Annotated in this window: 25 protein-coding genes and 2 pseudogenes; 22 read left to right on the forward strand and 5 right to left on the reverse strand. The window is 70.7% G+C overall.

Annotated elements, in window-relative coordinates; genetic code table 11:
• The first annotated feature begins 9 nt into the window (after positions 1 to 9).
• A complete protein-coding gene (locus OG842_RS41345) occupies positions 10 to 1,227 on the forward strand; it encodes an MFS transporter (RefSeq protein ID WP_266737786.1) in 1,218 nt (405 codons plus the stop codon).
• Positions 1,228 to 1,323: 96 nt separating this feature from the next.
• Positions 1,324 to 2,010, forward strand: a complete 687-nt coding sequence (locus OG842_RS41350) for a lysophospholipid acyltransferase family protein (protein WP_266737785.1) — start codon at positions 1,324 to 1,326, stop codon at positions 2,008 to 2,010.
• Here OG842_RS41350 and OG842_RS41355 read toward each other — a convergent pair.
• Complete coding sequence (locus OG842_RS41355; protein ID WP_266737783.1) at positions 2,001 to 2,690, reverse strand: TetR/AcrR family transcriptional regulator; 690 nt, start codon at positions 2,688 to 2,690, stop codon at positions 2,001 to 2,003. The genes OG842_RS41350 and OG842_RS41355 overlap by 10 nt on opposite strands.
• Before the next feature lie 155 nt (positions 2,691 to 2,845).
• Here OG842_RS41355 and abc-f point away from each other — a divergent pair, with 155 nt between their 5' ends.
• The 7 genes from abc-f to OG842_RS41390 all read left to right on the forward strand — a co-directional run bounded on the left by abc-f (position 2,846) and on the right by OG842_RS41390 (position 9,007).
• Positions 2,846 to 4,465 carry a ribosomal protection-like ABC-F family protein gene (gene abc-f / locus OG842_RS41360; RefSeq protein WP_266737781.1) on the forward strand — a complete coding sequence of 540 codons (1,620 nt, stop codon included), beginning with the start codon at positions 2,846 to 2,848 and terminating at the stop codon, positions 4,463 to 4,465.
• 155 nt (positions 4,466 to 4,620) lie between these two features.
• A complete protein-coding gene (locus OG842_RS41365; protein ID WP_266737779.1) occupies positions 4,621 to 5,211 on the forward strand; it encodes an isochorismatase family protein in 591 nt (196 codons plus the stop codon).
• A 153-nt stretch (positions 5,212 to 5,364) separates the two neighbouring features.
• Complete coding sequence (locus OG842_RS41370; protein ID WP_266737777.1) at positions 5,365 to 5,646, forward strand: hypothetical protein; 282 nt, start codon at positions 5,365 to 5,367, stop codon at positions 5,644 to 5,646.
• A 194-nt stretch (positions 5,647 to 5,840) separates the two neighbouring features.
• The gene (locus OG842_RS41375; protein ID WP_266737776.1) at positions 5,841 to 6,503 is read left to right on the forward strand and encodes a helix-turn-helix transcriptional regulator; all 663 of its coding nucleotides are present in this window, start codon (positions 5,841 to 5,843) and stop codon (positions 6,501 to 6,503) included.
• Positions 6,500 to 7,174, forward strand: coding sequence for a class I SAM-dependent methyltransferase (locus OG842_RS41380; protein WP_266737774.1), 675 nt, complete (start codon positions 6,500 to 6,502; stop codon positions 7,172 to 7,174). The genes OG842_RS41375 and OG842_RS41380 overlap by 4 nt, the downstream gene beginning before the upstream one ends.
• A gap of 102 nt (positions 7,175 to 7,276) precedes the next feature.
• Positions 7,277 to 8,002, forward strand: coding sequence for a HEAT repeat domain-containing protein (locus OG842_RS41385; protein ID WP_266738123.1), 726 nt, complete (start codon positions 7,277 to 7,279; stop codon positions 8,000 to 8,002).
• A 3-nt stretch (positions 8,003 to 8,005) separates the two neighbouring features.
• Positions 8,006 to 9,007, forward strand: a complete 1,002-nt coding sequence (locus OG842_RS41390; protein ID WP_266737773.1) for a MerR family transcriptional regulator — start codon at positions 8,006 to 8,008, stop codon at positions 9,005 to 9,007.
• Between the two features lie 45 nt (positions 9,008 to 9,052).
• Here OG842_RS41390 and OG842_RS41395 read toward each other — a convergent pair whose 3' ends face one another.
• A complete protein-coding gene (locus OG842_RS41395) occupies positions 9,053 to 9,448 on the reverse strand; it encodes a hypothetical protein (RefSeq protein WP_266737772.1) in 396 nt (131 codons plus the stop codon).
• Positions 9,449 to 9,558: 110 nt separating this feature from the next.
• Between OG842_RS41395 and OG842_RS41400 the strand changes: the two genes are divergently transcribed.
• From OG842_RS41400 to OG842_RS41430, 7 genes are all read left to right on the forward strand, one after another.
• Entirely contained in the window at positions 9,559 to 10,140 is a 582-nt protein-coding gene (locus tag OG842_RS41400) for a sugar O-acetyltransferase (RefSeq protein WP_266737771.1), read from the forward strand.
• A gap of 14 nt (positions 10,141 to 10,154) precedes the next feature.
• The gene (locus tag OG842_RS41405) at positions 10,155 to 10,712 is read left to right on the forward strand and encodes a TetR/AcrR family transcriptional regulator (RefSeq protein WP_266737770.1); all 558 of its coding nucleotides are present in this window, start codon (positions 10,155 to 10,157) and stop codon (positions 10,710 to 10,712) included.
• A 99-nt stretch (positions 10,713 to 10,811) separates the two neighbouring features.
• Positions 10,812 to 10,904, forward strand: a complete 93-nt coding sequence (locus OG842_RS41410) for an LPXTG cell wall anchor domain-containing protein (protein WP_266737768.1) — start codon at positions 10,812 to 10,814, stop codon at positions 10,902 to 10,904.
• Positions 10,897 to 11,502, forward strand: coding sequence for an RNA polymerase sigma factor (locus OG842_RS41415; protein WP_266737767.1), 606 nt, complete (start codon positions 10,897 to 10,899; stop codon positions 11,500 to 11,502). The genes OG842_RS41410 and OG842_RS41415 overlap by 8 nt, the downstream gene beginning before the upstream one ends.
• The gene (locus OG842_RS41420) at positions 11,492 to 11,935 is read left to right on the forward strand and encodes a hypothetical protein (RefSeq protein ID WP_323185925.1); all 444 of its coding nucleotides are present in this window, start codon (positions 11,492 to 11,494) and stop codon (positions 11,933 to 11,935) included. The genes OG842_RS41415 and OG842_RS41420 overlap by 11 nt, the downstream gene beginning before the upstream one ends.
• Positions 11,936 to 12,117: 182 nt before the next feature.
• The gene (locus tag OG842_RS41425; protein ID WP_266737765.1) at positions 12,118 to 12,390 is read left to right on the forward strand and encodes a hypothetical protein; all 273 of its coding nucleotides are present in this window, start codon (positions 12,118 to 12,120) and stop codon (positions 12,388 to 12,390) included.
• 502 nt (positions 12,391 to 12,892) lie between these two features.
• A complete protein-coding gene (locus OG842_RS41430) occupies positions 12,893 to 13,744 on the forward strand; it encodes a hypothetical protein (RefSeq protein WP_266737764.1) in 852 nt (283 codons plus the stop codon).
• Between the two features lie 23 nt (positions 13,745 to 13,767).
• Here the strand turns inward: OG842_RS41430 and OG842_RS41435 are convergent, their stop codons facing one another.
• A complete protein-coding gene (locus OG842_RS41435) occupies positions 13,768 to 14,328 on the reverse strand; it encodes a cysteine hydrolase family protein (protein WP_266737762.1) in 561 nt (186 codons plus the stop codon).
• Between the two features lie 252 nt (positions 14,329 to 14,580).
• On the opposite strand from OG842_RS41435, the gene OG842_RS41440 reads away from it, so the two are divergent.
• Positions 14,581 to 15,852 (forward strand): serine hydrolase domain-containing protein, encoded by a 1,272-nt coding sequence (locus OG842_RS41440; protein WP_266737760.1) that lies wholly within the window; start codon positions 14,581 to 14,583, stop codon positions 15,850 to 15,852.
• A gap of 63 nt (positions 15,853 to 15,915) precedes the next feature.
• Positions 15,916 to 16,731 (forward strand): inositol monophosphatase family protein, encoded by an 816-nt coding sequence (locus OG842_RS41445; RefSeq protein WP_266737759.1) that lies wholly within the window; start codon positions 15,916 to 15,918, stop codon positions 16,729 to 16,731.
• 65 nt (positions 16,732 to 16,796) lie between these two features.
• Here OG842_RS41445 and OG842_RS41450 read toward each other — a convergent pair whose 3' ends face one another.
• Positions 16,797 to 17,738: an alpha/beta hydrolase family protein gene (locus OG842_RS41450; RefSeq protein WP_266737758.1), complete on the reverse strand. Its 942-nt coding sequence runs from the start codon at positions 17,736 to 17,738 to the stop codon at positions 16,797 to 16,799.
• Between the two features lie 124 nt (positions 17,739 to 17,862).
• Between OG842_RS41450 and OG842_RS41455 the strand changes: the two are divergent.
• Positions 17,863 to 18,448, forward strand: a pseudogene (locus OG842_RS41455) (TetR/AcrR family transcriptional regulator).
• Positions 18,449 to 18,486: 38 nt separating this feature from the next.
• Here the strand turns inward: OG842_RS41455 and OG842_RS41460 are convergent.
• Positions 18,487 to 19,140, reverse strand: coding sequence for a TetR/AcrR family transcriptional regulator (locus tag OG842_RS41460; protein ID WP_266737756.1), 654 nt, complete (start codon positions 19,138 to 19,140; stop codon positions 18,487 to 18,489).
• 89 nt (positions 19,141 to 19,229) lie between these two features.
• Here OG842_RS41460 and OG842_RS41465 point away from each other — a divergent pair, with 89 nt between their 5' ends.
• The 3 genes and pseudogenes from OG842_RS41465 to OG842_RS41475 all read left to right on the forward strand — a co-directional run.
• Positions 19,230 to 19,457 (forward strand): hypothetical protein, encoded by a 228-nt coding sequence (locus OG842_RS41465; protein WP_266737754.1) that lies wholly within the window; start codon positions 19,230 to 19,232, stop codon positions 19,455 to 19,457.
• A 98-nt stretch (positions 19,458 to 19,555) separates the two neighbouring features.
• Positions 19,556 to 19,954: a VOC family protein gene (locus tag OG842_RS41470; protein WP_266738120.1), complete on the forward strand. Its 399-nt coding sequence runs from the start codon at positions 19,556 to 19,558 to the stop codon at positions 19,952 to 19,954.
• Between the two features lie 339 nt (positions 19,955 to 20,293).
• Positions 20,294 to 20,365 (forward strand): annotated as a pseudogene (locus OG842_RS41475) (aldehyde dehydrogenase family protein); the annotation flags it as partial.
• Between the last annotated feature and the right edge of the window lie 38 nt (positions 20,366 to 20,403).

Below are 20,403 nucleotides of genomic sequence, written 5' to 3' on the forward strand. Positions count from 1 at the left end.
AGGGTCACCATGAACCAGGGGACACCCGCCGCCGTACTGCCCCGCGGCGCCACCGCACTGTTCGCGGTCGCCTGCGGAACCGCGGTCGCCAACGTCTACTTCGCCCAGCCGCTCCTGGTGGCCCTCGGCAACGAGTTCGCGATCTCCCCGGCAGCACTCGGCACCATCGTCACCCTCACTCAGATCGGCTACGGCCTGGGCCTCTTCCTCATCGTTCCGCTCGGCGACCTGCTCGCCCCCCGACGGCTGATCACGACGCAACTGCTCCTCCTGGCCGCCGCGCTCCTCTTCGTCGCAACCACGACCACCGCCACGACGCTCCTCGTCGGGATGGCCGCCCTGGGGCTGCTCGCCGTCGTCACACAGTCCCTCGTCGCCTGCGCCGCCTCCTTCACCGAGCCCGCCCGCCGCGGCCGTGTCGTCGGCGTCGTCACCAGTGGCGTCGTCACCGGCATCCTGCTCGCCCGTACCGTCTCCGGACTGCTCGGCGACCTCGCGGGCTGGCGCTCGGTCTACCTCACCTCCGCAGCGCTGACCTGTGCTTCAGCCCTCGCGCTCCACCGTGTCATTCCGCCGCGCGGCACACCGGCGCCCGCACTGGGATACGGGCGCCTGCTCACCTCCACCGTCCGTCTGTTCACGCGCGAACGCCTGCCGCGCCTGCGCGCACTGTTCGCGCTCCTCGTCTTCGCCGCCTTCAGCACCCTCTGGAGCAGCGTCACCCTGGTCCTCAGCGATCCCCCCATGTCCCTGCCGTCGACCGCGATCGGCGCGTTCGGGCTGCTCGGCGCCGCCGGAGCCCTCGCCGCCAACGTCGCGGGCCGCCTCAACGACCGCGGCCACGCGAACCGGACCACCGGCTTCGGCCTGGCCCTGCTGACGCTCTCGTGGCTGCCCCTCGCTCTCACCCGGCAGTCGCTGTGGGCCCTCGCGGCCGGAGTGATCCTTCTCGACCTCGCCGTACAGGCCGTACACGTCACCAACCAGAGCTTGATCCACGCGCTGCACCCCGACGCGGGCAGCCGGCTCATCGGCGGATACATGGTCTTCTACTCGATCGGAAGCGCCGTCGGAGCCCTCGCCGCGACGACGCTGTACGCCGCGGCGGGCTGGAGCGCGGTGTGCGTACTCGGCGCCGGATTCAGCGGCCTCGCCCTCGTCCTCTGGGCATGCACCAGGAACGGTGTCGCCCGACCGGTGGAGAGGCGGGACCGGTGCACCGCCTGAAGCGACAGGGCCCGAATATGAGTACGACGACTCAGGACCCGGCCGTACCCGGTCCCGACGATGAGGACCAACACCGCCGAGACCGGGAGACCCTTCATGCTCAGCCGCATCGCCGACGTCCTGGTGCCCGCGTTCGGCCGCCTGACGGTGACCACCGACCCCGGCACCGAACTCGCGCCCGGCAGCATCATCGCCGCGAACCACACGTCCTTGGCGGACCCCGCGATCGTGACCGCCGCCCTGCACCGCCTCGGCGCCGAGCCGGTCGTCATGGCGGCCGCGGGGCTGTGGCGCATCCCGCTGCTCGGCCGTGCGCTCGCCCGCGAAGGGCACATCCCGGTGATCCGCGGAGACCGGCGCGCCGCGGCCGCGCTGGACGCCGCGGCAAAAGCCCTGGAGCAGGGGCGGCTGGTCCTCATCTACGCCGAAGGCGGCCTGCCCCGCCGCAGGGACGCCGCGGAAGCGGCACCCGGCACCTTCCGCAGCGGCCTGGCCCGGCTCGCCGAACGCACCGGCGCCCCCGTCATACCCGTGGGCCAGGCCGGAGCCCGCCGGATCACTTCGGGCAGCACCGCCAAGCAGCTCGCCGGCCTGGGCACCGCCCCGCTGCGCCGACCGGACCTTCACGTGCACGTGGGCGCGCCCCTGGAGTTGACCGGCGACCGCGCCGCCCGGACGGCACGGGCCCGGACCGCGGTGACCACCGCGTGGCGCACGGCCGCCGCCCACCTGCGCGAGCCCGCCGCGCGCGGCAGCCGCGCCCGGACGGGGGCTCAGATGTGAACCTCCGGCGGGGGCTCGGCGAAGGCGCCGGCGGCTGCGGCGAGGGCGGCGGTTCTGGCCGCGTGGCCCGGCAGTTGCGGGTCGTTCGGCGTGCGGAGAAGCACCAGCTGGTGGTAGAGCGGCGCGGTGGCGGCGATGAGCAGTCGCCGGGCGTCGGTGCGCGGCGGGAGTTCGCCGCGCCGGACGGCCCGGCCGACGACGATCTCGCAGCGGGCGTACCGGTCCTCCCACAGCCGCTGTTGGGCCTCGGCGGCCTTCTCGGAGCGGAACGAGGCGGCGATCAGGGCCGCCATGACCGGTGGCTGTGCGCTCATGCCCGTCTGGATCTCCTCGTTCAGCGCTGTCAGGTCGCCTTCCAATGAGCCGGTGTCCGGCGGCTGCCAGTCGTCGTCACCCGCCGCGTCGAGCACGTCGGCGAGCAGTCCGCCGACGTCCCCCCAGCGCCGGTAGACAGTGGTGCGGTGCACGCCGGCGCGGGCGGCGACGGCGTCCGTGGTGAGCCCGTCGTAGCCGTGTTCGGCCAGCTCCGCGAGGGCTGCGTCGAGCACCTGCGCGCGGATACGGGCGGTGCGGCCCCCGGGCCGGCGTCGGGGCGCCGGCGGTGGCCGGGTGTCGTTCGGTTCTGTTTCCGGCTCCGATTTTGGCTCCGGTTCCGGCTCCGGGGCTGCGGGAGGCGTCATGGGTAAATCCGATTGCTCGGGGGGGGCGAAGGTATGGCAGCATCTTAAAGCATCAGTTGTCGCACTAGTGGAGTGATCGATGTTCTTCCAAAGCATTCGCCCGGCCACGCGGCCCCTCGCGGCCGCCTCATTCCCGAATGCTCTGGAGACCTCGTATGCCCACACAGATCACCGCGCTCGCCGTCAGCAAGTCCTTCGACGGCAGGCCCGTCCTTGATGCGGTGACCTGCTCGCTCGCCGCCGGCGAGCGCACCGGGATCATCGGGGAGAACGGATCCGGCAAGACCACCCTGCTGCGCCTGCTCGCCGGGCACGAACAGCCCGATGAGGGCGAGGTCGTGGTCCAGGCCACCGGCGGCGTCGGCTATCTCGCCCAGGACGAGCGGACGGACCCGCGGGCAACCGTCCAGCAGATCATCGACCGCGCCCTGAGCGACCTGCGCGCCGTCGAGCGGCGCATGCGGCGTCTTGAGGCCGCGATGGCCGACGGCGACGCATCGGGCCTGGCCGAGTACGGCGAACTGATGACGGTCTTCGAACTGCGCGGCGGCTACGACGCCGACGCCCGGGTGGAACGTGCCCTGCACGGCCTCGGCCTGGGACTGGTGGGCCGTGACCGCATCGTGGGCAGCCTGTCCGGCGGCGAGCGGGTCAGACTGCGGCTGGCGGCCCTGCTGGCCGCCGCGCCGGAGGTGCTGCTGCTGGACGAGCCGACCAACCACCTCGACGACGGCGCCCTGACCTGGCTGGAGGAACACCTCCGCACCCGCCGGGGCACCACGGTGGCGGTCTCCCACGACCGGGTCTTCCTCGAACGTGTCGCGACCAGCCTGCTGGAGGTGGACGCCGACCGGCGCCGCGTCGTCCGGTACGGCAACGGCTACTCCGGCTACCTCGCCGAGAAGGCCGCCGCCCGGCAGCGCTGGGCCCAGGCGCACGACCAGTGGCGGGCCGACACCGACCGGTTCCGCGAGGCCGCCGCGACCACCGCCCGCCAGGTGGCTCCGGGCCGTCCGATGAAGGACGGCAACAAGATGGCCTACGACCGGGCGGGCGGCCGGGTACAGCAGTCCCTGGCCAGTCGGGTGCGCAACGCCGAGGAACGGCTGCGCCGCCTGCTCGCCGACCCGGTCCCGCCTCCGCCGGAGCCGCTGCACTTCACCCCGGTACTGCGGACCCGCCGCCTGGCGGGTACCGTCCTCGACGCCGCCGGCATCGGCGTCACGGACCGGCTCGACCGTACGAGCCTCACCGTCGCGGCGGGTGAACGCCTGCTGATCACGGGGCCGAACGGAGCGGGCAAGAGCACTCTGCTCCGCGTCCTGGCCGGGGACATCGCTCCCCACAGCGGGAGCGTCACCCGGCGCGGCAGGATCGGCTACCTCCCCCAGGAGCCGCAGCCCGGGGAACCGGACGAGACGGTGCTGGCCGCCTTCGCCCGCGGCCGGGCCGGCGACCCTGCCGGGCACGCCGAACAGCTGCTGTCCCTGGGCCTGTTCGACCGCGACCAGCTCACGGTGCCGGTCGGCCGGCTGTCCACCGGGCAGGCGCAGCGTCTGGCCCTGGCGCGACTGCTCAGCGAGCCGTCCGAGGTCCTGCTGCTCGACGAACCCACCAACCACCTGTCGCCCGCTCTCGTCGAGGAGCTGGAGACCGCCCTGGCCGACTACGACGGCGCCCTCGTCGTCGTCAGCCACGATCGCCGGCTGCGCCGACGCTGGCGGGGTGCCCACCTGGCCATGCGGGCGACCGAGACGTCCGCCGCCAAGGCCTGACGCCCCGGGCTCCACCAGCCGCGTTGCGGTGCGTGCCGCGCTGGTCGGGTGAATGACCGGCGAGTGGTGCGCCCCGTCCGACGGCGGCAGGGCGACCATCGAGTGAATCGCTGTATCCGCTGAATCGCTGTATCCGAAGGGAAAGGGCTCTTCCCATGCGTCGTGCACTGATCGTCGTCGATGTGCAGAAGGACTTCTGCGAGGGTGGCAGCGTTCCGGTGAAGGGCGGTGCGGACCGGGCCGCCGCCATCGCCGAGCTGCTCGGGCACTCGGACGGGCAGTACGCCTACGTCGTCGCCACCCGTGACCACCACATCGACCCCGGCACCCACTTCTCCGAGAACCCCGACTTCCAGGAATCCTTTCCCGTGCATTGCGTCGTCGGCAGTGAAGGAGGCGAGTTCCACCCGGACTTCGCGCCCGCCGTGGAATCCGGGCACGTCGACGAGGTTGTCTTCAAGGGCGCGCACTCCGCATCGAAGAGCGGTTTCGAGGGCTTCACCCAGGACGGTACGACGTTGTCCGACTGGCTGAGAGCCCGCGATGTCACCGATCTCGACATCGTGGGGATCGCGACCGATCACTGCGTGAAGGCCACCGCGCTGGACGGAGCACGAGCGGGCTTCACGGTGCGAGTCCTGCTCGACTACACCGCAGGTGTCGCCCCCGACACCACGCGCACCGCACTCGACGAGCTACGCCGGGCCGGTGTCGCGCTGAGCGGCGAACCTGTCGTCCATGCCTGATCGGGTCGGCGCACGCGCCCCGGGCCGAGGGCCGGGCCTCGGGGGCCGGCGTCGAGCGGTGTGATCTTGAAATAGGCCCACCCACAGAATTCGGATGACATCCCACGCGAAGTGGGCTTCGCGTGGGAGATGTTCATCCGAGGGGGCTACGCGGTGACCGCTGCCAGAGCGAGCACGTCGGGGACACGCCCCGACGACCCGGCACTCGCGCTCTACCAGGAACTGCGGCTCCGTGGCGCGGCCGGCTTCGACGAGGCCGTCGCCGAACTGGACCTCGGCCCGAGCGAGCGTGAACGTTGCCGTCGCGATCTGCTGAACCTGGGCCTGATCGTGCCCACGGGCACCGAGCACGACAACGGGCTCGCGCTCGCCTCCGGCAGCGCACCCGAAGCGGAGTCCGACACCGTGGCCGTGGTCAGCCCCGAAATGGGCTGATCAAGCTCCTGGAGAGCGAACGAGGCCGCCTCGCCGAGGACCTGCGCCACGCCGAGGAGGTCAACGGCCGGCTGGAGTCGCTGGCCACCCGTTTCCTGCGCGCCGAGGTCCTCGCGCCGTCCGCCGAGGTCGAGGTCGAAGTCATCACCGACTACCGGCGCATCCAGCAGGTCCTGGAAGACATCACCGAGACCGTGGAACACGACCTCTGCGCGCTGCAGACCCAGATCAGCCACAGCCGCGAGATCCCCGAGCGGACACTGTCCCGCGATCGCCGCCAGATAGCCCGGGGGACGCGGGTGCGCTACATCGTCTCCAGCACGAGCTCCGGCACCCCGCAGGGCATGGAGCACCTCACGGAGAAAGTGGCCGCGGGAGCCGAGGTACGGGTGGCCGCGGACCTCCCGATGAACATGATCATCGCTGACGGGCGGTTCGCCCTGGTACCGATGGACCCCGACCATCACGACGCGGGCGCGATCCTGGCCCGCGGCCCGTCCCTCGTACGCTCGTGCCGCGCCTGGTTCGAACAGTGCTGGCGCAGCGCGGTCCCCTTCGAGCAGCGGCGCGGTGACCAGCAGGACGCCGCCAGCCTCACCGACCAGCAGCGCGCCATCCTGCGGATGCTCGCCACCGGGATGAAGGACGAGCAGATCGCCCGCAACCTCGGCGTCTCGCTGCGCACCGTCAGCCGTATGCTCTCCGAACTGATGCAGGAGCTGGGGGCTTCGAGCCATACGCCGGCACCGGCTGTCCCACCCGTGCCGCAAGAACCCGTCCTCCACCAGCCCGGACCCCGGTCCGGATCGCGATTCCCCGGCTTGTCCCGGTGCCAGGCACTACGGTCGTGGGCGTGATCGAACACGATGCCCTCAGTGCCACCAGCGAGGCCTACGACGCCGCCGCCCCCCTGTACATGCAACTGTTCCGCGACGAGCTGCGTGACAGGCCCTTGGACCGCGCGTTTCTGGGTGCGTTCGCCGAGGCCGTGAGTGCGGGCGGGGGCGGTCAGGTCGCAGATCTGGGGTGTGGACCTGGTCATATCGCCGCTCACCTGGATGAACTGGGGCTGGCGGTGTTCGGCGTCGATGCCTCTCCCGCGATGATCGAGACAGCTCGGCAGACCTACCCGGGCCTGCGGTTCGACGTGGGCTCGATGGCCGCGTTGGACATCGCTGACGGCGTGTTGGGAGGCGCACTTTCACGTTGGTCCATCATTCACACTCCGCCGCGTGAACTCCCCGCCATCTTGCGGGAGTTCCACCGTGTGCTGGCACCTGGCGGCCACATTCTGGTCGGCTTCTCGGCCAGCGACGACCCGTCCCACCCGACGCAGGTCTTCGACCACGCAGTCGCTCCTGCCTATCGATGGTCACCGGATCACCTCTCCGCGATGCTGCGCACGGCCGGTCTGGCCGAGGTGGCCCGGATGGTTCGCGAGCCTCAGCCCACCGACCGGCGGCAGTTCAAGGAGATCCACCTGCTCGCCCGCAAACCGGAGGCAGGGTCTGCCCGGTCGACCACATGACCGGCACCGGGAAGCAGCAGGTGACAGGTGCTTGCGCGGTGGGTCCTGTTTGACCTTGACACGGTGGCAGGGTCTTCACTGCTTGCCGAGGAGGTGGTCTCGATGACGGTCACGGGACAGGACACGGATGGGACACGAGTGCTCCAGGGGCTGGAGGACGGCAGTTCGTCCGTGCGGCTGCGGGCCGCTCTGGCGGTCGGTACGGCGCCCGACCCGCGCTACGTCGAAACGCTCATCGAGCGATGCGCGATCGAGCCCGAGTTCTTCGTCCGCGACATGCTGACCTGGGCACTCATCCGCCACCCGGTGTCCATGACACTCCCGGGGCTGGTCCGCGAGCTCCGCTCGGAGCGTGCGCAGGCACGGAGCCAGGCGCTGCACACACTGTCCAAGATCGGGGACCGGCAGGCGTGGCCGGCGATCACCCGGACGCTCCTGTCCGACCCCGACGACGAGGTCGCGCGGAGCGCTTGGCGGGCCGCGGTCGTACTCGTACCGGAAGGCGAAGAGCCCGCCCTGGCCGTGGCGCTGGCGACGCAGCTCGGGCGCGGTGGGCGGGAGACGCAGCTGAGTCTCAGCCGGGCGATGGTCGCGCTGGGCGAAGTGGTTCTGCCGGCTCTGCACGCCGCGACAACGGCCCCTGACCCGCAGGCACAGGCACACGCACACTCGCAGCCACACGCACACGCACGCCCGCAGGCACACGTGCACGCACACGCACTTGCCACGGAACGGCTGCTGCGCGACCCGGACGCCGGGTTCGAGTTCGCGATCGAGGAGGCGAAGCGCGTCGTGGCCCTCGGCGGGTCCGGCCAGGAGGGACGATAGGGCGTGTTGATCGGTGAGGTGGCGCGACGGTCCGGGGTCAGTGCCCGCATGCTCCGGCATTACGAGTCGCTCGGGCTGGTGCGGCCTTCGGGCCGTACGGGTTCCGGGTACCGGGAGTACTCCGGGGAGGACATCCGGCGGATCTTCCACATCGAGAGCCTGCGGTCACTGGGGCTGTCCCTGCGTGAGATCGGGCGAGCACTCGACGATCCCGGCTTCACGCCCTCGGAGCTCGTCGGCGACCTCATCCGCCAGACGCGCGAACGCATCGCGGCCGAGACGGAGTTGCTCACGCGTCTTCGCCGGATCGATGCCGCGGACCCCGCCGACTGGGAGCACGTCCTCCAGGTTGTCTCGCTCCTCCAGGCGCTGGGGTCGAAGAGCGCCGACGCGCGCCAGCGCGCGGCCCTCTCCTCCGTCGACGAGGTTCCGGTGCCGGTGGAGGCCCTGGTCGATGCGGCACTGAGCGAGACGGAGCCGAACGTCGCCGGAGCCATTCGATGGGCGCTGGCACGATCGGGCGACGGCGGTTCGGCACTGCTGGCGCAGGGCCTCGAATCGCCGGTGGCGGCGGTGCGGGCACGCGCCGTTCAGTCCCTCGCCGAGATGCCCGGGGGTGAGGCTGCCGCGCACCTGCGGGACGCCCTCGCGAACCCCGACGCCGTGGTCCGCGGGTACGCGGCTCTGGCGCTCGGGACACGTGGAGCGGCCGATGCGGTACCGACGCTCATCGACATGATCGTGGAGGGCAGGAACGACACCGATGCGGCCGACGCCCTGAGCGTGCTGGCGGACGACACCGCGGCGGCGGACCGGATCGCGACCGGGCTCGTCGACCGACTCGCCCGGGCAACGACTGAAGCGCCCGCACGCGGACGGCTGACCCAGGCACTGGCGGGCATCCCGGGGACGACGGCCTCACGGGCCCTCGCGGAGCTGTCGCACGACGAGGACCCTGCCGTCGCGCTGACTGCGACGTACCTTCTCCGGCTGCGCGACGGGTGAGCCTGCGGCTCATCAGCGGGACGAGCAGCGCCGCGACGGAGCTTCTCAGGTTTCGTACGGCGACGAAGGCTGGTTCCACACCGCGTCCGACCGGCTGATGATCCGCCGGAGTTCGCGGGCGCTCCGGGGAGGAAGGGCCTGCATCACGGTGTCCAGGAGAGCACGGGCTTCGAGCGGATTTCCGCAGCAGTACCAGTGCACGTTGCCCCACTCGTAGTCCTGCCGCAGCACGCGCTCGGGACGGTGGACGTAGTCCTTCCACAGGCGCACGGCCGCAGTGACGTCCCCCGGCCGCAGATAGTTGCGGGTCCGCTCCAGGCGGGCGATATCGGCGAGTGCGTGCGAGGACAGGCCGTCGATGGCGCCGATCACCGGCCTTGCGTCCGGTGTCAGGTGGCGGGGGACACCGCCCCGTACGCGTCCTGGCCGTCTACGCGGCATGGCCCCTTCGGTACGTCGTCATGCCGGACATGGTGCCACGGTCCCGCGAGGCCGTCGGCAGCCAATTCGTGGAGTGTACGATCGTACGCTCCCCGGCTACGATCAGCCCCATGCAGACGGACTACTTCGCACAGGACCCCCGCACCAACCTCGAACGCATGCTGGCGGGCGACCTCTACATCGCCGACGACCCCGAGATCGCCGACCGCCAGCAGCAAGCTGTACGCCTGGCCGCCCGCTACCAGGCCGCCTACACCGAAGACGCGGGCGCGGCCCAGCCCGTCCTTGCCGAACTCCTCGGATCGGTAGGGGACGAGGTCCACGTGAGGCCGCCGCTGTACGTGGACTACGGGAGCAACATCACGATCGGAGCGCGTACCTTCGTCAACTACAACTTGACCGCCCTGGACGTCGCGGCCATCACCATCGGCGAGGACTGCCAGATCGGCCCCAACGTCCAGCTGCTCACCCCGACGCACCCCCTGGAGCCGCTACCCCGCCGCGACAAGCTGGAAGCCGCCGAGCCGATCACCATCGGCGACAACGTATGGATCGGCGGAGGCGCGATCGTCCTCCCCGGCGTGACCATCGGGGACAACTCCGTCATCGGCGCCGGCGCCGTCGTCACCAAGGACATCCCCGCGGGTGTCGTCGCCGTCGGCAACCCCGCCCGCCCCGTCCGCACCCTCTGAGGCCCGCGACGACCATGGCCACCGGACACACCGATCCACAGCGTCGCGAACGCATCCTCACCGCCACGCTCGACCTCATCGCCGAGGAAGGCACCGCCGGTGTCTCCCACCGGAAGATCGCTGCGCGCGCAGACGTTCCCCTGGGCTCGATGACCTACCACTTCAGCGGGATCGACGAGGTGCTTCGGGAGGCGTTCCGCCACTTCACCGAGCATGTGGTCGCGCTGTTCGACACGCACCTCGCCGCTCCGGCCGACCGCGACCAGGCAAGGGAAGCGGTGGTCGATCTCATCCACGCCCTGTCCGACGGAAGCCGACGCGATCTCGTCCTCACCCAGGAGCTCTACACCCTCGCCGCCCGACAGCCCTCCTACCGGGAACTCACCCACGAATGGATGGCCCGCAGCCGCGGCCACCTGGAGAAACACTTCGACCCGGACACGTCCCGCCAACTCGACGCCCTCATCGAGGGGCTGACCCTCCATCGGGCCCTGGCCACGGAACCCCACGACCGCGCGCTCACCCTCGACGCCGTCACGCGCATCACCGGGCCCTCCGGGGCGACCACCTGAGGCCGTATCCATGGCCAGGGGTGAATCCTTCTGTGCCCGCCGCGCCTCTCATAGGCGTGCGGACGACCGCGTCCGCCCCGCACTCACCAGGAGGACCACATGACCACCGTCATCATCGCCGCCGCGGCCGGCGCGCTGCTGCTGTGCGCGTGCACCGTCACGCTGCGCCGACGGAGGCGTCAGCGTGGCTGACCGCACCTGGCCCGGCGCGACTCTGGTCGCCGCGGCGCAACGCGGCGACGTCGAGGCGCTCACTTCGTTGGTGTACGGCTCCTACCCGCACGTACACCGGTTCGCGCACACGCTGTGCGCCACGCCCCAGGACGCCGAGGATGCCGCCCAGGAAGCGCTGATCATCCTCTACCGCAAGATCGGCATGCTGCGCGCCTCCGGGGCGCTGGCCTCGTGGATGTTCCGGATCGTCCGCAACGAGTGCCTGCGCCGCACCCGCGCCCTGCTCCACCGCGTTCCGGCCGACGAACACGGCCGGCTCGGCACGTCGGACCGGTTCGACGCGTTCGGGGGCACATCGCGGTCCGCCGAGGAGGACGTCCTGCTGCGTCTGGAGGCCGAACGCGTCGCGGCCGCCGTCGCGGCCCTGCCCATGGACCAGCGGCAGGTGCTGGTCATGCGGGACATCCAGGGCCTGCCCGGCCGCACCGTCGCCGACCGGCTCGGACTGAGCACCGCCGCGATGAAGTCCCGCCTGCACCGGGCCCGTTCGGCAGTACGCGAGGTACTGAGCGAGGAACCTGCCGTGATGAGGGGAACCGGCAACGATGACATCTGACTCGACCACGGTGCCACGCACCGCCACGACCGGCTCCCCATCCGACTACTCCAGTTCTACGCCCGGTTCCAAGCCCGGTTCCACAGTCGTCGTCGGCGCCGTCGGCGCCGTCGGTGTACGCGACGCGCGGGTGCGCGGCGGTTTCGCCAGCGACAGCGTTCCGCGCCATCTGGCCCGCGGCGCCGTCGGGTTCGGTGCGCTCGTAGGGTCCCTGGCCCTGTTGCCGGTCGTCGGCCCGGCGAGTCTTCTGCTCGCGCCGGTCGGCCTGGTCGCACTGCGCGGCTGCCCGATGTGCTGGGCGATCGGCCTCGTGGAGACCGTCTCGGCCGGGCGGCTGCGTCGGTCCTGCGTGGACGGGAGGTGCGAACTGACCCACGCCAAGTCCCAGGGGCAGGCCCCAAAGCGAACTCGGGTCGCGGATCACGGCGGGTGATGCGACCGTCCCGGGCACGGAAGGGGCGGGAACCCGGGTACCCGCCCCTCCCCGCCCTTCCGCCCGAGCATCCCGGGTAACCCGAAAGAGCGAGAGGGCTCTCGGAACCCCGCCTTTTCCTGCCATCCTGAACCCGGCCCCGCCGCACCCCCGCCGGCCGGACCACCCCGGGGAGGTCTCCGATGACATGCGGAAACTGTGGCGCGGCAGCCACCCAGGGCCCCGACGGGTCCTGGACCTGCAACAACCAGTGCGGCTGGTCGTCCAACTCTCCCGGACCCGCCATGACCCCGGAGATCACCACCACACGCTGTCGAGGCTGCGGCGCCGAGGTGCACGGCCTCAATGGCCGGTACGCGTGCGGACTGTGCAGCTGGTCCAACCACTGGGACGAAGGCCACCAGCCGCTCCCCGCCGCAGGCAGCATCCCCAGGGACACGAACAACCTGCAGTGAACGCACGAGGCCGCTCACGGATGTGACGGGCCGGAATCCTCATCGCGCGCACCCGCGGACTCGACTCCGGCCGGCTCGCGATCGAAGCGGTGCACTCCACCCAAGACCGCGAAGCGTTCGCCATGGCAATGCTTTGGTTCGCGTGCATGACTTCTTATTTTCCAGGCAATACCGGACGTATGCGTTAGTTCTTCTTAGCAGAAGCAAGCAATTCTCGATTTGCGGAACCAGTGTTCTGCCTCCGTCGTCCCTGCCTGGACAAGGGTGTCCTCTTCGAGTTCTCGGAGAAGACCCTCGGCCCTGCCGGCAGGGCTCCGGATGCGCCTCACGCATGCGGAGAAACCAGCGAACAGTACGAGATGAGGATGAACGGGTGTCTATGTTCCGATGTCGAGTGAGCGGTTCCGTCGCGGTCGTTGCCGCGCTCACGCTCACGTCCCTTGCCGCTCCCGCGATCGCTCAGGCCGCACCGGCTCAGGCTCCGGCACCGGCGGTGCGTCCCATGACGGCGAGCGCAAGCGTGCCGGGGATCCCTGACCCGGGCCTGTCCTGTTCCGTGAACGTCCTGGGGGTCGACTCCGCTCAGCGGATCGTCGACCGGACCTACACCAGCGAGAACGGCCAGGGAAACCTGTACACCTCGGTCTGGGAGCAGAGCCGGCTCGGATTCGTGCCGCGGGCGCTCGTCAAGAAGGAGTCGGCCGGCGCGGAGTCGCCGGACGCGCTGGGAAGCACGGGACGTGACTACTACGCGACCGCGGCCGACGGGAGCCTGTACGTGCTCGGTCTCAACCTCGACGGCACCCTGACCAAGAAGAAGGTGGGCACGACCTGGAGCTCCGTCCGTCTCATGACGGCGGTGCCCGCCCTCGCCGGCAGGCCGGGCAGCTACGTGTACTCCCTCACCGACGACGGCAGGATCTTCCGGTACAACACCGCCACCAAGGCGGAGAGCATGCACAGCACGACGCTGGTCGGCGCGTCCGGCTGGCAGGGCGTCAAGACCCTGACGTGGTACGGCCTCAAGACGCTTCCGGACGGGCAGAGCGCCGACGTACTTCTCGCCACCCTCACGACCGGACAGCTGGTCGAGTACACAATTCCCCACAAGACGCCGACGAAGTGGACGCGCAAGGACGTGCGCCCCACCAGCTGGGGCAGCCTCACGGCGATCACCGTCGGATCGTGCGCGAAGAACGGAACGATGGGCCCGAACTCCGCGTGGATCGGGACGCTCCCCACCGGCGACGCCTACCTCTACATGGACAAGAACCAGGAGACCCCTGACAGCGCTGACATCCTGGCGTACGGACGGCTCGCCGCAGGCTGGCCCGAGCGCATCTTCGCCGGGTAGTCCCCGCCTCCCCCGGTCCGTCGCTACCGGGGTGTGGTGGCGTCGAGCCAGTCGTCGACGGTGGTGACGTCCGCCCACTGCGGGAACAGCTTCTCGGTGAGGAACCGGTGGACCTCGGCGTCGGTGTCCAGGCAGGCGTCGGCGAGAACGGTGAGGCCGAAGTCCAGGTCGTTGGCCTGGCACAGGGTATGCAGCACCACGGCGCTGGTGGCGATGCCGGTGAGGACGAGGCTGTCGATGCCGTACGCCCTGAGCACCACGTCGAGGTCGCTGCCCGAGAACGCGCTCGCCCGTCTCTTGGTGACCACCACCTCGCCCGGCCGGGGCGCGACATCGGGGTGGATTTCGGTGCCGGGGTCGCCCTCGACATGGAGTCCGGCCCGCGCGACGGCGGTGAGAGCCCTGTTGCGCGGGCTGACTTCCGGAAAGTCCTGGCGTAGCGCGATGACCACGTAGATGACAGGGATGTCTGCGGCCCGGGCACCATCGATCGCCCTGCGCAGGCGCGGAAGGTATCCGGAGCCGTCGTCGGCGATGTCCACGATGGCTCGCTGGACGTCCATCACGAGAAGTGCGCTGCTCATACGGTCTCCAGAAACGACGTCGGACCGGCGCTGAAGCGGGGGCCGGGTTCTCCATGTTCGGGCAGTGCTTGCGGCCGCCGGCACCGTGGCAGCACCGTGGCAGTGTGCCCGCCGGGAACGAGTTCCGCCAAGCGGCCTCGCCCGGTGGACCGCTGGACCGCGAGGACCCTGACGGCGATTAGGGGGCAGGCAGGGGCCGAGTGGGGGAGTGCCCCGATGTACGGAGAGCCGTAGCGCGACAGGCTTCAGCACATGACTTCCAAGTCCAAGGTCGTTTCCTCCGACCGCACTTCGACTGCCGCACGGCCGCGTCGCAGGCGGATGCCGCTGGTGACACTGTCCTGCGTGGCTCTGTCCTGCGCGGCTTTGGCCACTGCTGTCACCGGCACGGCCGGGTCGGCTGCGGCCGCTCCCGCTGCGCCCGCCGCCGTCTCCGCCGAGCGTGCCGGCAGCCCGCTTCCCGGGCTCGACCCCGATGTTCTTCAGCGTGCGGTGTCCAGCGCGCCGGACAGGGTGACGGCGGTACTGGCACAGGTCAGCGGGCCGGCCGGGCGGTGGAGCGGAACATACGGGGTCGCCGACACGGTGACGGGAGAGCCGGTTCCGGCCGACGGCCGGTTCCGACTCGGCAGCGTCACCAAGACTTTCATCGCCACGGTGGTGCTGCAGCTGGCCGCCGAGGGGCGGGTCGACCTCGACGAGCCCGTCCAGCGGTACGTTCCGGGCGTGCTGCCCGATGGCTACCCACCGATCCCCGTACGCTCGCTGCTCAACTTCACCAGCAGCCTGCCTGAGTTGACGGCGGACGATCTGCCGACCACCCCGGAGGGGATCGTCGAGCACCGATTCGACGATCACCCGTTGGCCGAACTGGTCGCGAAGGCGGTCCGGCACGACCGGCCCTTCAGGGACCCCGGTGAAAAACAGGTCTACGGGGCCACCGGTTACTACGTCGCCGGGATGCTGATCGAGAAGCTCACCGGCCACAGCTACCAGCAGGAGATCACCAACCGGATCCTGCGCCCGCTGCATCTGCGGCACACCACCGCCCCGGAGACCGACACCACGATTCCCGGCCCCCACTCCCACGGTTATATCGCCGTGCCCCGGGCGGGCGGCGGAACCCAGCTGGTCGACATCACCGAGCAGAACTCGGGCGCCGGTGGCATGATCTCCACGACGGGCGACCTGGACCGCTTCCTGACCGCCCTGTTCCGAGGACGCCTCCTGCCGCCCGCCCGGATGGCCGAACTGTTCACCGTCCCCGACGTCCCATACCTCGGCGGCACTTCCCAGGATCCGGGCCAGGGCCGGGCCTACTACGGCGCGGGACTGATGCGCGTAACCCTTCCCGACGGAGCGACCGTCTGGGGCAAGACCGGCAGTACCTTCGGCTACACCGACGGCATGTTCACCACCCGTGACCTGCGCCGCCGCCTCGTCTACTCCTTCAATCCCACCACCGGTGGCGGCAACGACCTGGCGCTCGTCAACCGGCTCGTCTCCGCGGCCTTCAACCCGTGAGCAACATGGACAGGACCGGCCGGGCAGGCGAAGACCCGAACTGCCGCCGATATCCTGCGTGGCATGGTCAACTCATATGCGAGCGCGAGCCTTGACGATGCCGGGGTTGCGACAGCCGCGGTACGTGCCGGCGCGGACGTCGTGCGGAGCATGTACGGCCGGCGGCTCACCCGCATCGACAAGGGGGCCGGGGATTTCGCCACCACCGCCGATGTGGAGGCCGAGAAGGCGATTCTCCGTGTCATCCGGGCCGCCCGGCCCGATGACGCTCTGCTCGGCGAAGAGGGCGGACACCAGGGTGCCGCTCGGGCCGAGCGCCAGTGGTTGGTCGATCCCTTGTGCGGCACGCTGAACTACGCCGTCGGCAACATGCTGGTGGCCGTCAACGTGGCGCTGCGCAACGGTGCGGCAGCGGTGGCCGACCCGTTCAGCGGCGAGGTCTTCTTCACCGACGGGGAGACCGCCTGGGTGCGGCACGACGATTCCGATGCGCGACTGACGCCCACGCCCGCCACCCAACTCGTGGATGTCAATCTGGACCCGCCGTTCCCCAGCGCGCCCGGCTTCCGGGCTGTGGAACTGCTGGCCCATCCCGGGTTCGTGGAACGTTTCCGGCCCCGAGTCGTATCCACGACGCTGGCGTTGGCCTGGGTCGCCGCCGGCAAGCGCGCCGCGTACGTCACCGACGGCGGCGACCTGTCCGGGAGCGTCCATTTCGCCGCCGGCATCGCTGTGTGCCGGGCCGCCGGCTGCGTGGTCACCGGGATCGACGGCTCCCCGATCGGAGAGGCTGGCCGCGGACTCGTCGTGGCCGCCGACGGCGAAACCCACCGACTGCTGATGTCGATGATCCGCAGCGGAAGCCGGCACCGCGCCTGAAGCAGAGAGAGTGTCGGTGACGTCGGTGGCTTCGACCACACGCGACGGGGCCGGGTGAGGGGCGCCTACGTGCTCTGCAGTGTCCCGAGCGGGTCGGGGTCTTCCTCCAGCGCGGTGGTCGCCGCCTTCCAGCCGGTGTCCTCGGGGTAGAGGGCGCTGCGCAGGAAGGCCGTGGTGAGCCGCTGGACCAGGGCGACCCGGGCGGGGCTCTCATCCGTCGTCTCGGCTACCTCGTATCCGGGGATGCCGCCGAGCGAGTGCTCCGCTCCGAACAGTGTGAGCAGGCTCTTGCTTCCCGGGCTGTAGGTGTAGGGGTCGGTGAACCAGTCCGGTCCGCGCGTGGACAGGTGGGACCGGTCGCTGTCCCCGGCGACGACGAGGGCCGGTGTGGTCATGGTGTCGAAGGACGGCTTCATGAAGGGGAGGTGCTCGGCGGCGAACGGGGTCAGGTCGTCGCCCAGGCCGGCCGCGGCGAGCAGCACACCCGCCTTGACGCGGGGGTCGGACATGTCCTCGCCGGGTACGGCGTCGGAGTCCAGGACGCGCGCGCCCAGCAGCGTGCTCGCCGTCTGGGCTCCCCAGGAGTGGCCCGCCACGGCTATGCGGTCGCGGTCGAGCCGCCCGGCGAGACCCGGCACGGAGGCTTCCAGGATGTCGAGCCGGTCCAGCACGCGCTTGAGGTCGTCGATACGGAAGCGCCAGATCCGCGGCGTACGGGGATCCTCGGCGGGGATTCCGAGCGTCCTGGAGTCGAGGTGGGTGGGCTGCAGGACCACGAAGCCATGGGCGGCCCAGAAGTCGGCCAGCGGGGCATAGCCGTTCATCGACCAGCCGAAGCCGTGCGAGAAGACGATGACGGGCAGATCGCTGCCGGTCGCGGGGGCGGACACGCGGACCTGGAGGTCCTCGCCGCGGTCCGGGGCGGACAGGACCACCGGCTTCGCGGACATCACCAGGGTGGGCGCGCCCGCGGTCCGCTGTGCGTTCGTGGGGTTCGAGTCGGACATGGAAGTGCCTTCCGTTCGGTGCTTCCATGTCTTGGTGCGGTGCGGTGCGGTGCGGTGCGGTGCGGTGCGGTGAGGCAGGCGGTCGGTGGCGCTGCAGGCCGGGCCGGGCGGGGAGCGAGGAGCGATTCTCGCGGGAAGTTCGGCCAGGTCCAAGCGCAAGGACGCCCGGCGCAACCAACAGGCCCTGCTGGACGCGGCCGCGGCGGTCTTCGTCACCTCGGGCGTGGAGGCGCCGGTACGCGACATCGCGGCCGAGGCCGGGGTCGGCGTGGGCACGATCTACCGTCACTTCCCCACCCGGGCGGACCTCGTCATCGCCGTATACCGCCACCAGGTCGACGCCTGCGCCGAGGCCGGCCCGGCCCTGCTGTCGACCAGCCCACCGCCCCATGCCGCCCTGGAGCGGTGGGTCGATCTCTTCGTCGACTTCCTGGTCACCAAGCACGGCCTGGCCGCCGCGACGTAGGGGGCGGCACCGGCTTCGAGGCGCTGCACACCTACTTCCTCGACCGTCTCCTGCCGGTGTGCGCCCAACTCCTCGACACAGCCGTCGCCTCCGGCGAGATCCGCTCCGGCCTCGCCCCGACCTCGATGCCTACCAACTCATGCGCGGCATCGGAAACCTCTGCATCGGCGCCGACGGCGACCCCCGCTACGACGCACGCCGACTGGTCGCACTCCTCGTCGCAGGACTCCGTCAGCCGCGCTGACGGTTCTGACGGACTGCCGGGGCGGTTGGCCGGGGTGTTCAGGCCACGGCGTAGTCGGCGAGGGCCGGTTCGAGCATGTCGAAGGCGTTGGTCGCCTCCGTGGTGATGGTTCCGGCGATCTCTTCGTCGGGATGTTCGGCCAGGGTGAGGTCCTGGATGCGTTGGAACAGAATGCGGTGGACGGTGCCGAGCAGCCCGGCGGCGGTCTGGACGGTGATGTCGTCCGACGGTGCGCCCACGGCTGCGGCGAGAGTCTGGGCCAGGGCGCGTTCACGCTGGTCGTGCAGGCCGCGCAGGCAGGCCGAGAGAGTGGGGCTGTCGGCGATCATGCGGGCGAAGGCGGGCCCGGAGAATCCGGAGACCGGATCTGCGGCTGCTGCGGCGTCGGTGAAGGCGCGGCGCAGTGCCGCCAGGGCGGATTCGCCGGGCCGTCGAGCGGCCACCGTGTGCGCCAGGGAAGCGATGAACGCGTCCTGGTGGTCCAGGGCCAGGTCCTCCTTGCGCGGGAAGTAGTTGGTCACCGTCTTCTTGGCGACCCGCGCGGCGGCGGCGATCTCGGCGATGGTCGTCTGCTCGAAGCCCTGGGCGATGAACAACCGGGTGGCGTGGTCGGAGATGAGTTGCCGGGTCTCCTGTTTTTTGGATTCCCGCAGGCCGGCGGGTTGCGCGGGCGATGTGGTGTCAGTAGCCATGAAGCAATCTTACCCTCGTAGTATTTTTATGTTGACACTCGTGAGTACCGTGGCTAAATTTACCTCCGTCGTAAAGTTCTGATGATGGAATGAAGAGGGGAGTCCATGCCCGAACCAACCGCACCGCGACCACCACCCCCGCCCTCGACATCGCTGTGGACCTCGGCGAGTTCCTGACCGGGCGCGACGACCACAGCCCCGTACCGAGCCCAGCGCCGCGTCGCCGTGACGGGCGGCTGCTCGCCCGGATGGCCGCCGCCCGCGCCCGGCGCAACACCCCGTCCACGCGCAACCTGCCGCGCCGTGGCGGCTACTGATCCACACCCGCACCCGCACCCGTACGGACGACCACGCCCGGCCGCCGCGCCGACCAGCGGCGGCGACAGGATCCCCGAACTCCATGAGGAGAACCGCCTTGCAGATCACCGCGTCCACCGTCTCGCTCACCGTCGACGACGTCGCCGCGTCCCAACGGTTCTTCACCACCCACCTCGGCTACGCCGAGCAGGCCGCCGCCGACGGATTCGTCTCCCTTTCGCGTGACGACGCCGCAGCGGACGTCGTCCTCCTCGCCCGCGGGATCGAGGTGCTGCCGGCCGACCAGCGCGACCAGCGTGTCTCCGGCCTGATCCTCGCCTTCACCGTCACCGGCATCGAGGCCGAGGAGAAGCGGCTGCGCACCGAGGGCGTCGAGATCACCATGCCGCTGCGCGAGGAGCCCTGGGGCGAACGCCTCTTCCAGATCACCGACCCCAACGGCGTGATCGTCCAGTTCGTCGAGTGGGTCGCCCCGTCCGGACCCGAGAACGCCTGACAGCCCCATGCAGTCGACGGAGTCGAGGCGGACGCGGGCGAGGCCGGGGCGGAAGGACGACTCGTAGGTTGCTCATGACGCCGAGCTGGGCGGCGTGGGCGAACTCCGGGGCGGTGGAGCCGGGTTCGGGCAGACGGGACAGGTGGTGGCCGGCCCGGGCGAAGCGCTCCTCGGAGGTGGAGCCGCCCGGCACGGGGAGGTCGCCGCCGAAGCCCTGGAACCGGCTCAGCCGAGTGCGAGGACGAGACGGCGTTCGTCCTCGGTGAGCAGTCCGGGGTCCTCGCGGGGCACCGGCCCCCGTGAACAGGGCAGACCCTTGCCGGAGCCGTACGCGGAATCCGCCCGGTACGGAACGAGATCCGCCGGCGACCGCTCGGGCCCGTTGCCGCGATCGTCCCGTGGAACTTTCCCCACCGGTCCTCGCCGAACAACTGCACGAGCGCGGCAGG

The organism is Streptomyces sp. NBC_00376, assembly GCF_036077095.1.
Lineage (GTDB): Bacteria > Actinomycetota > Actinomycetes > Streptomycetales > Streptomycetaceae > Streptomyces.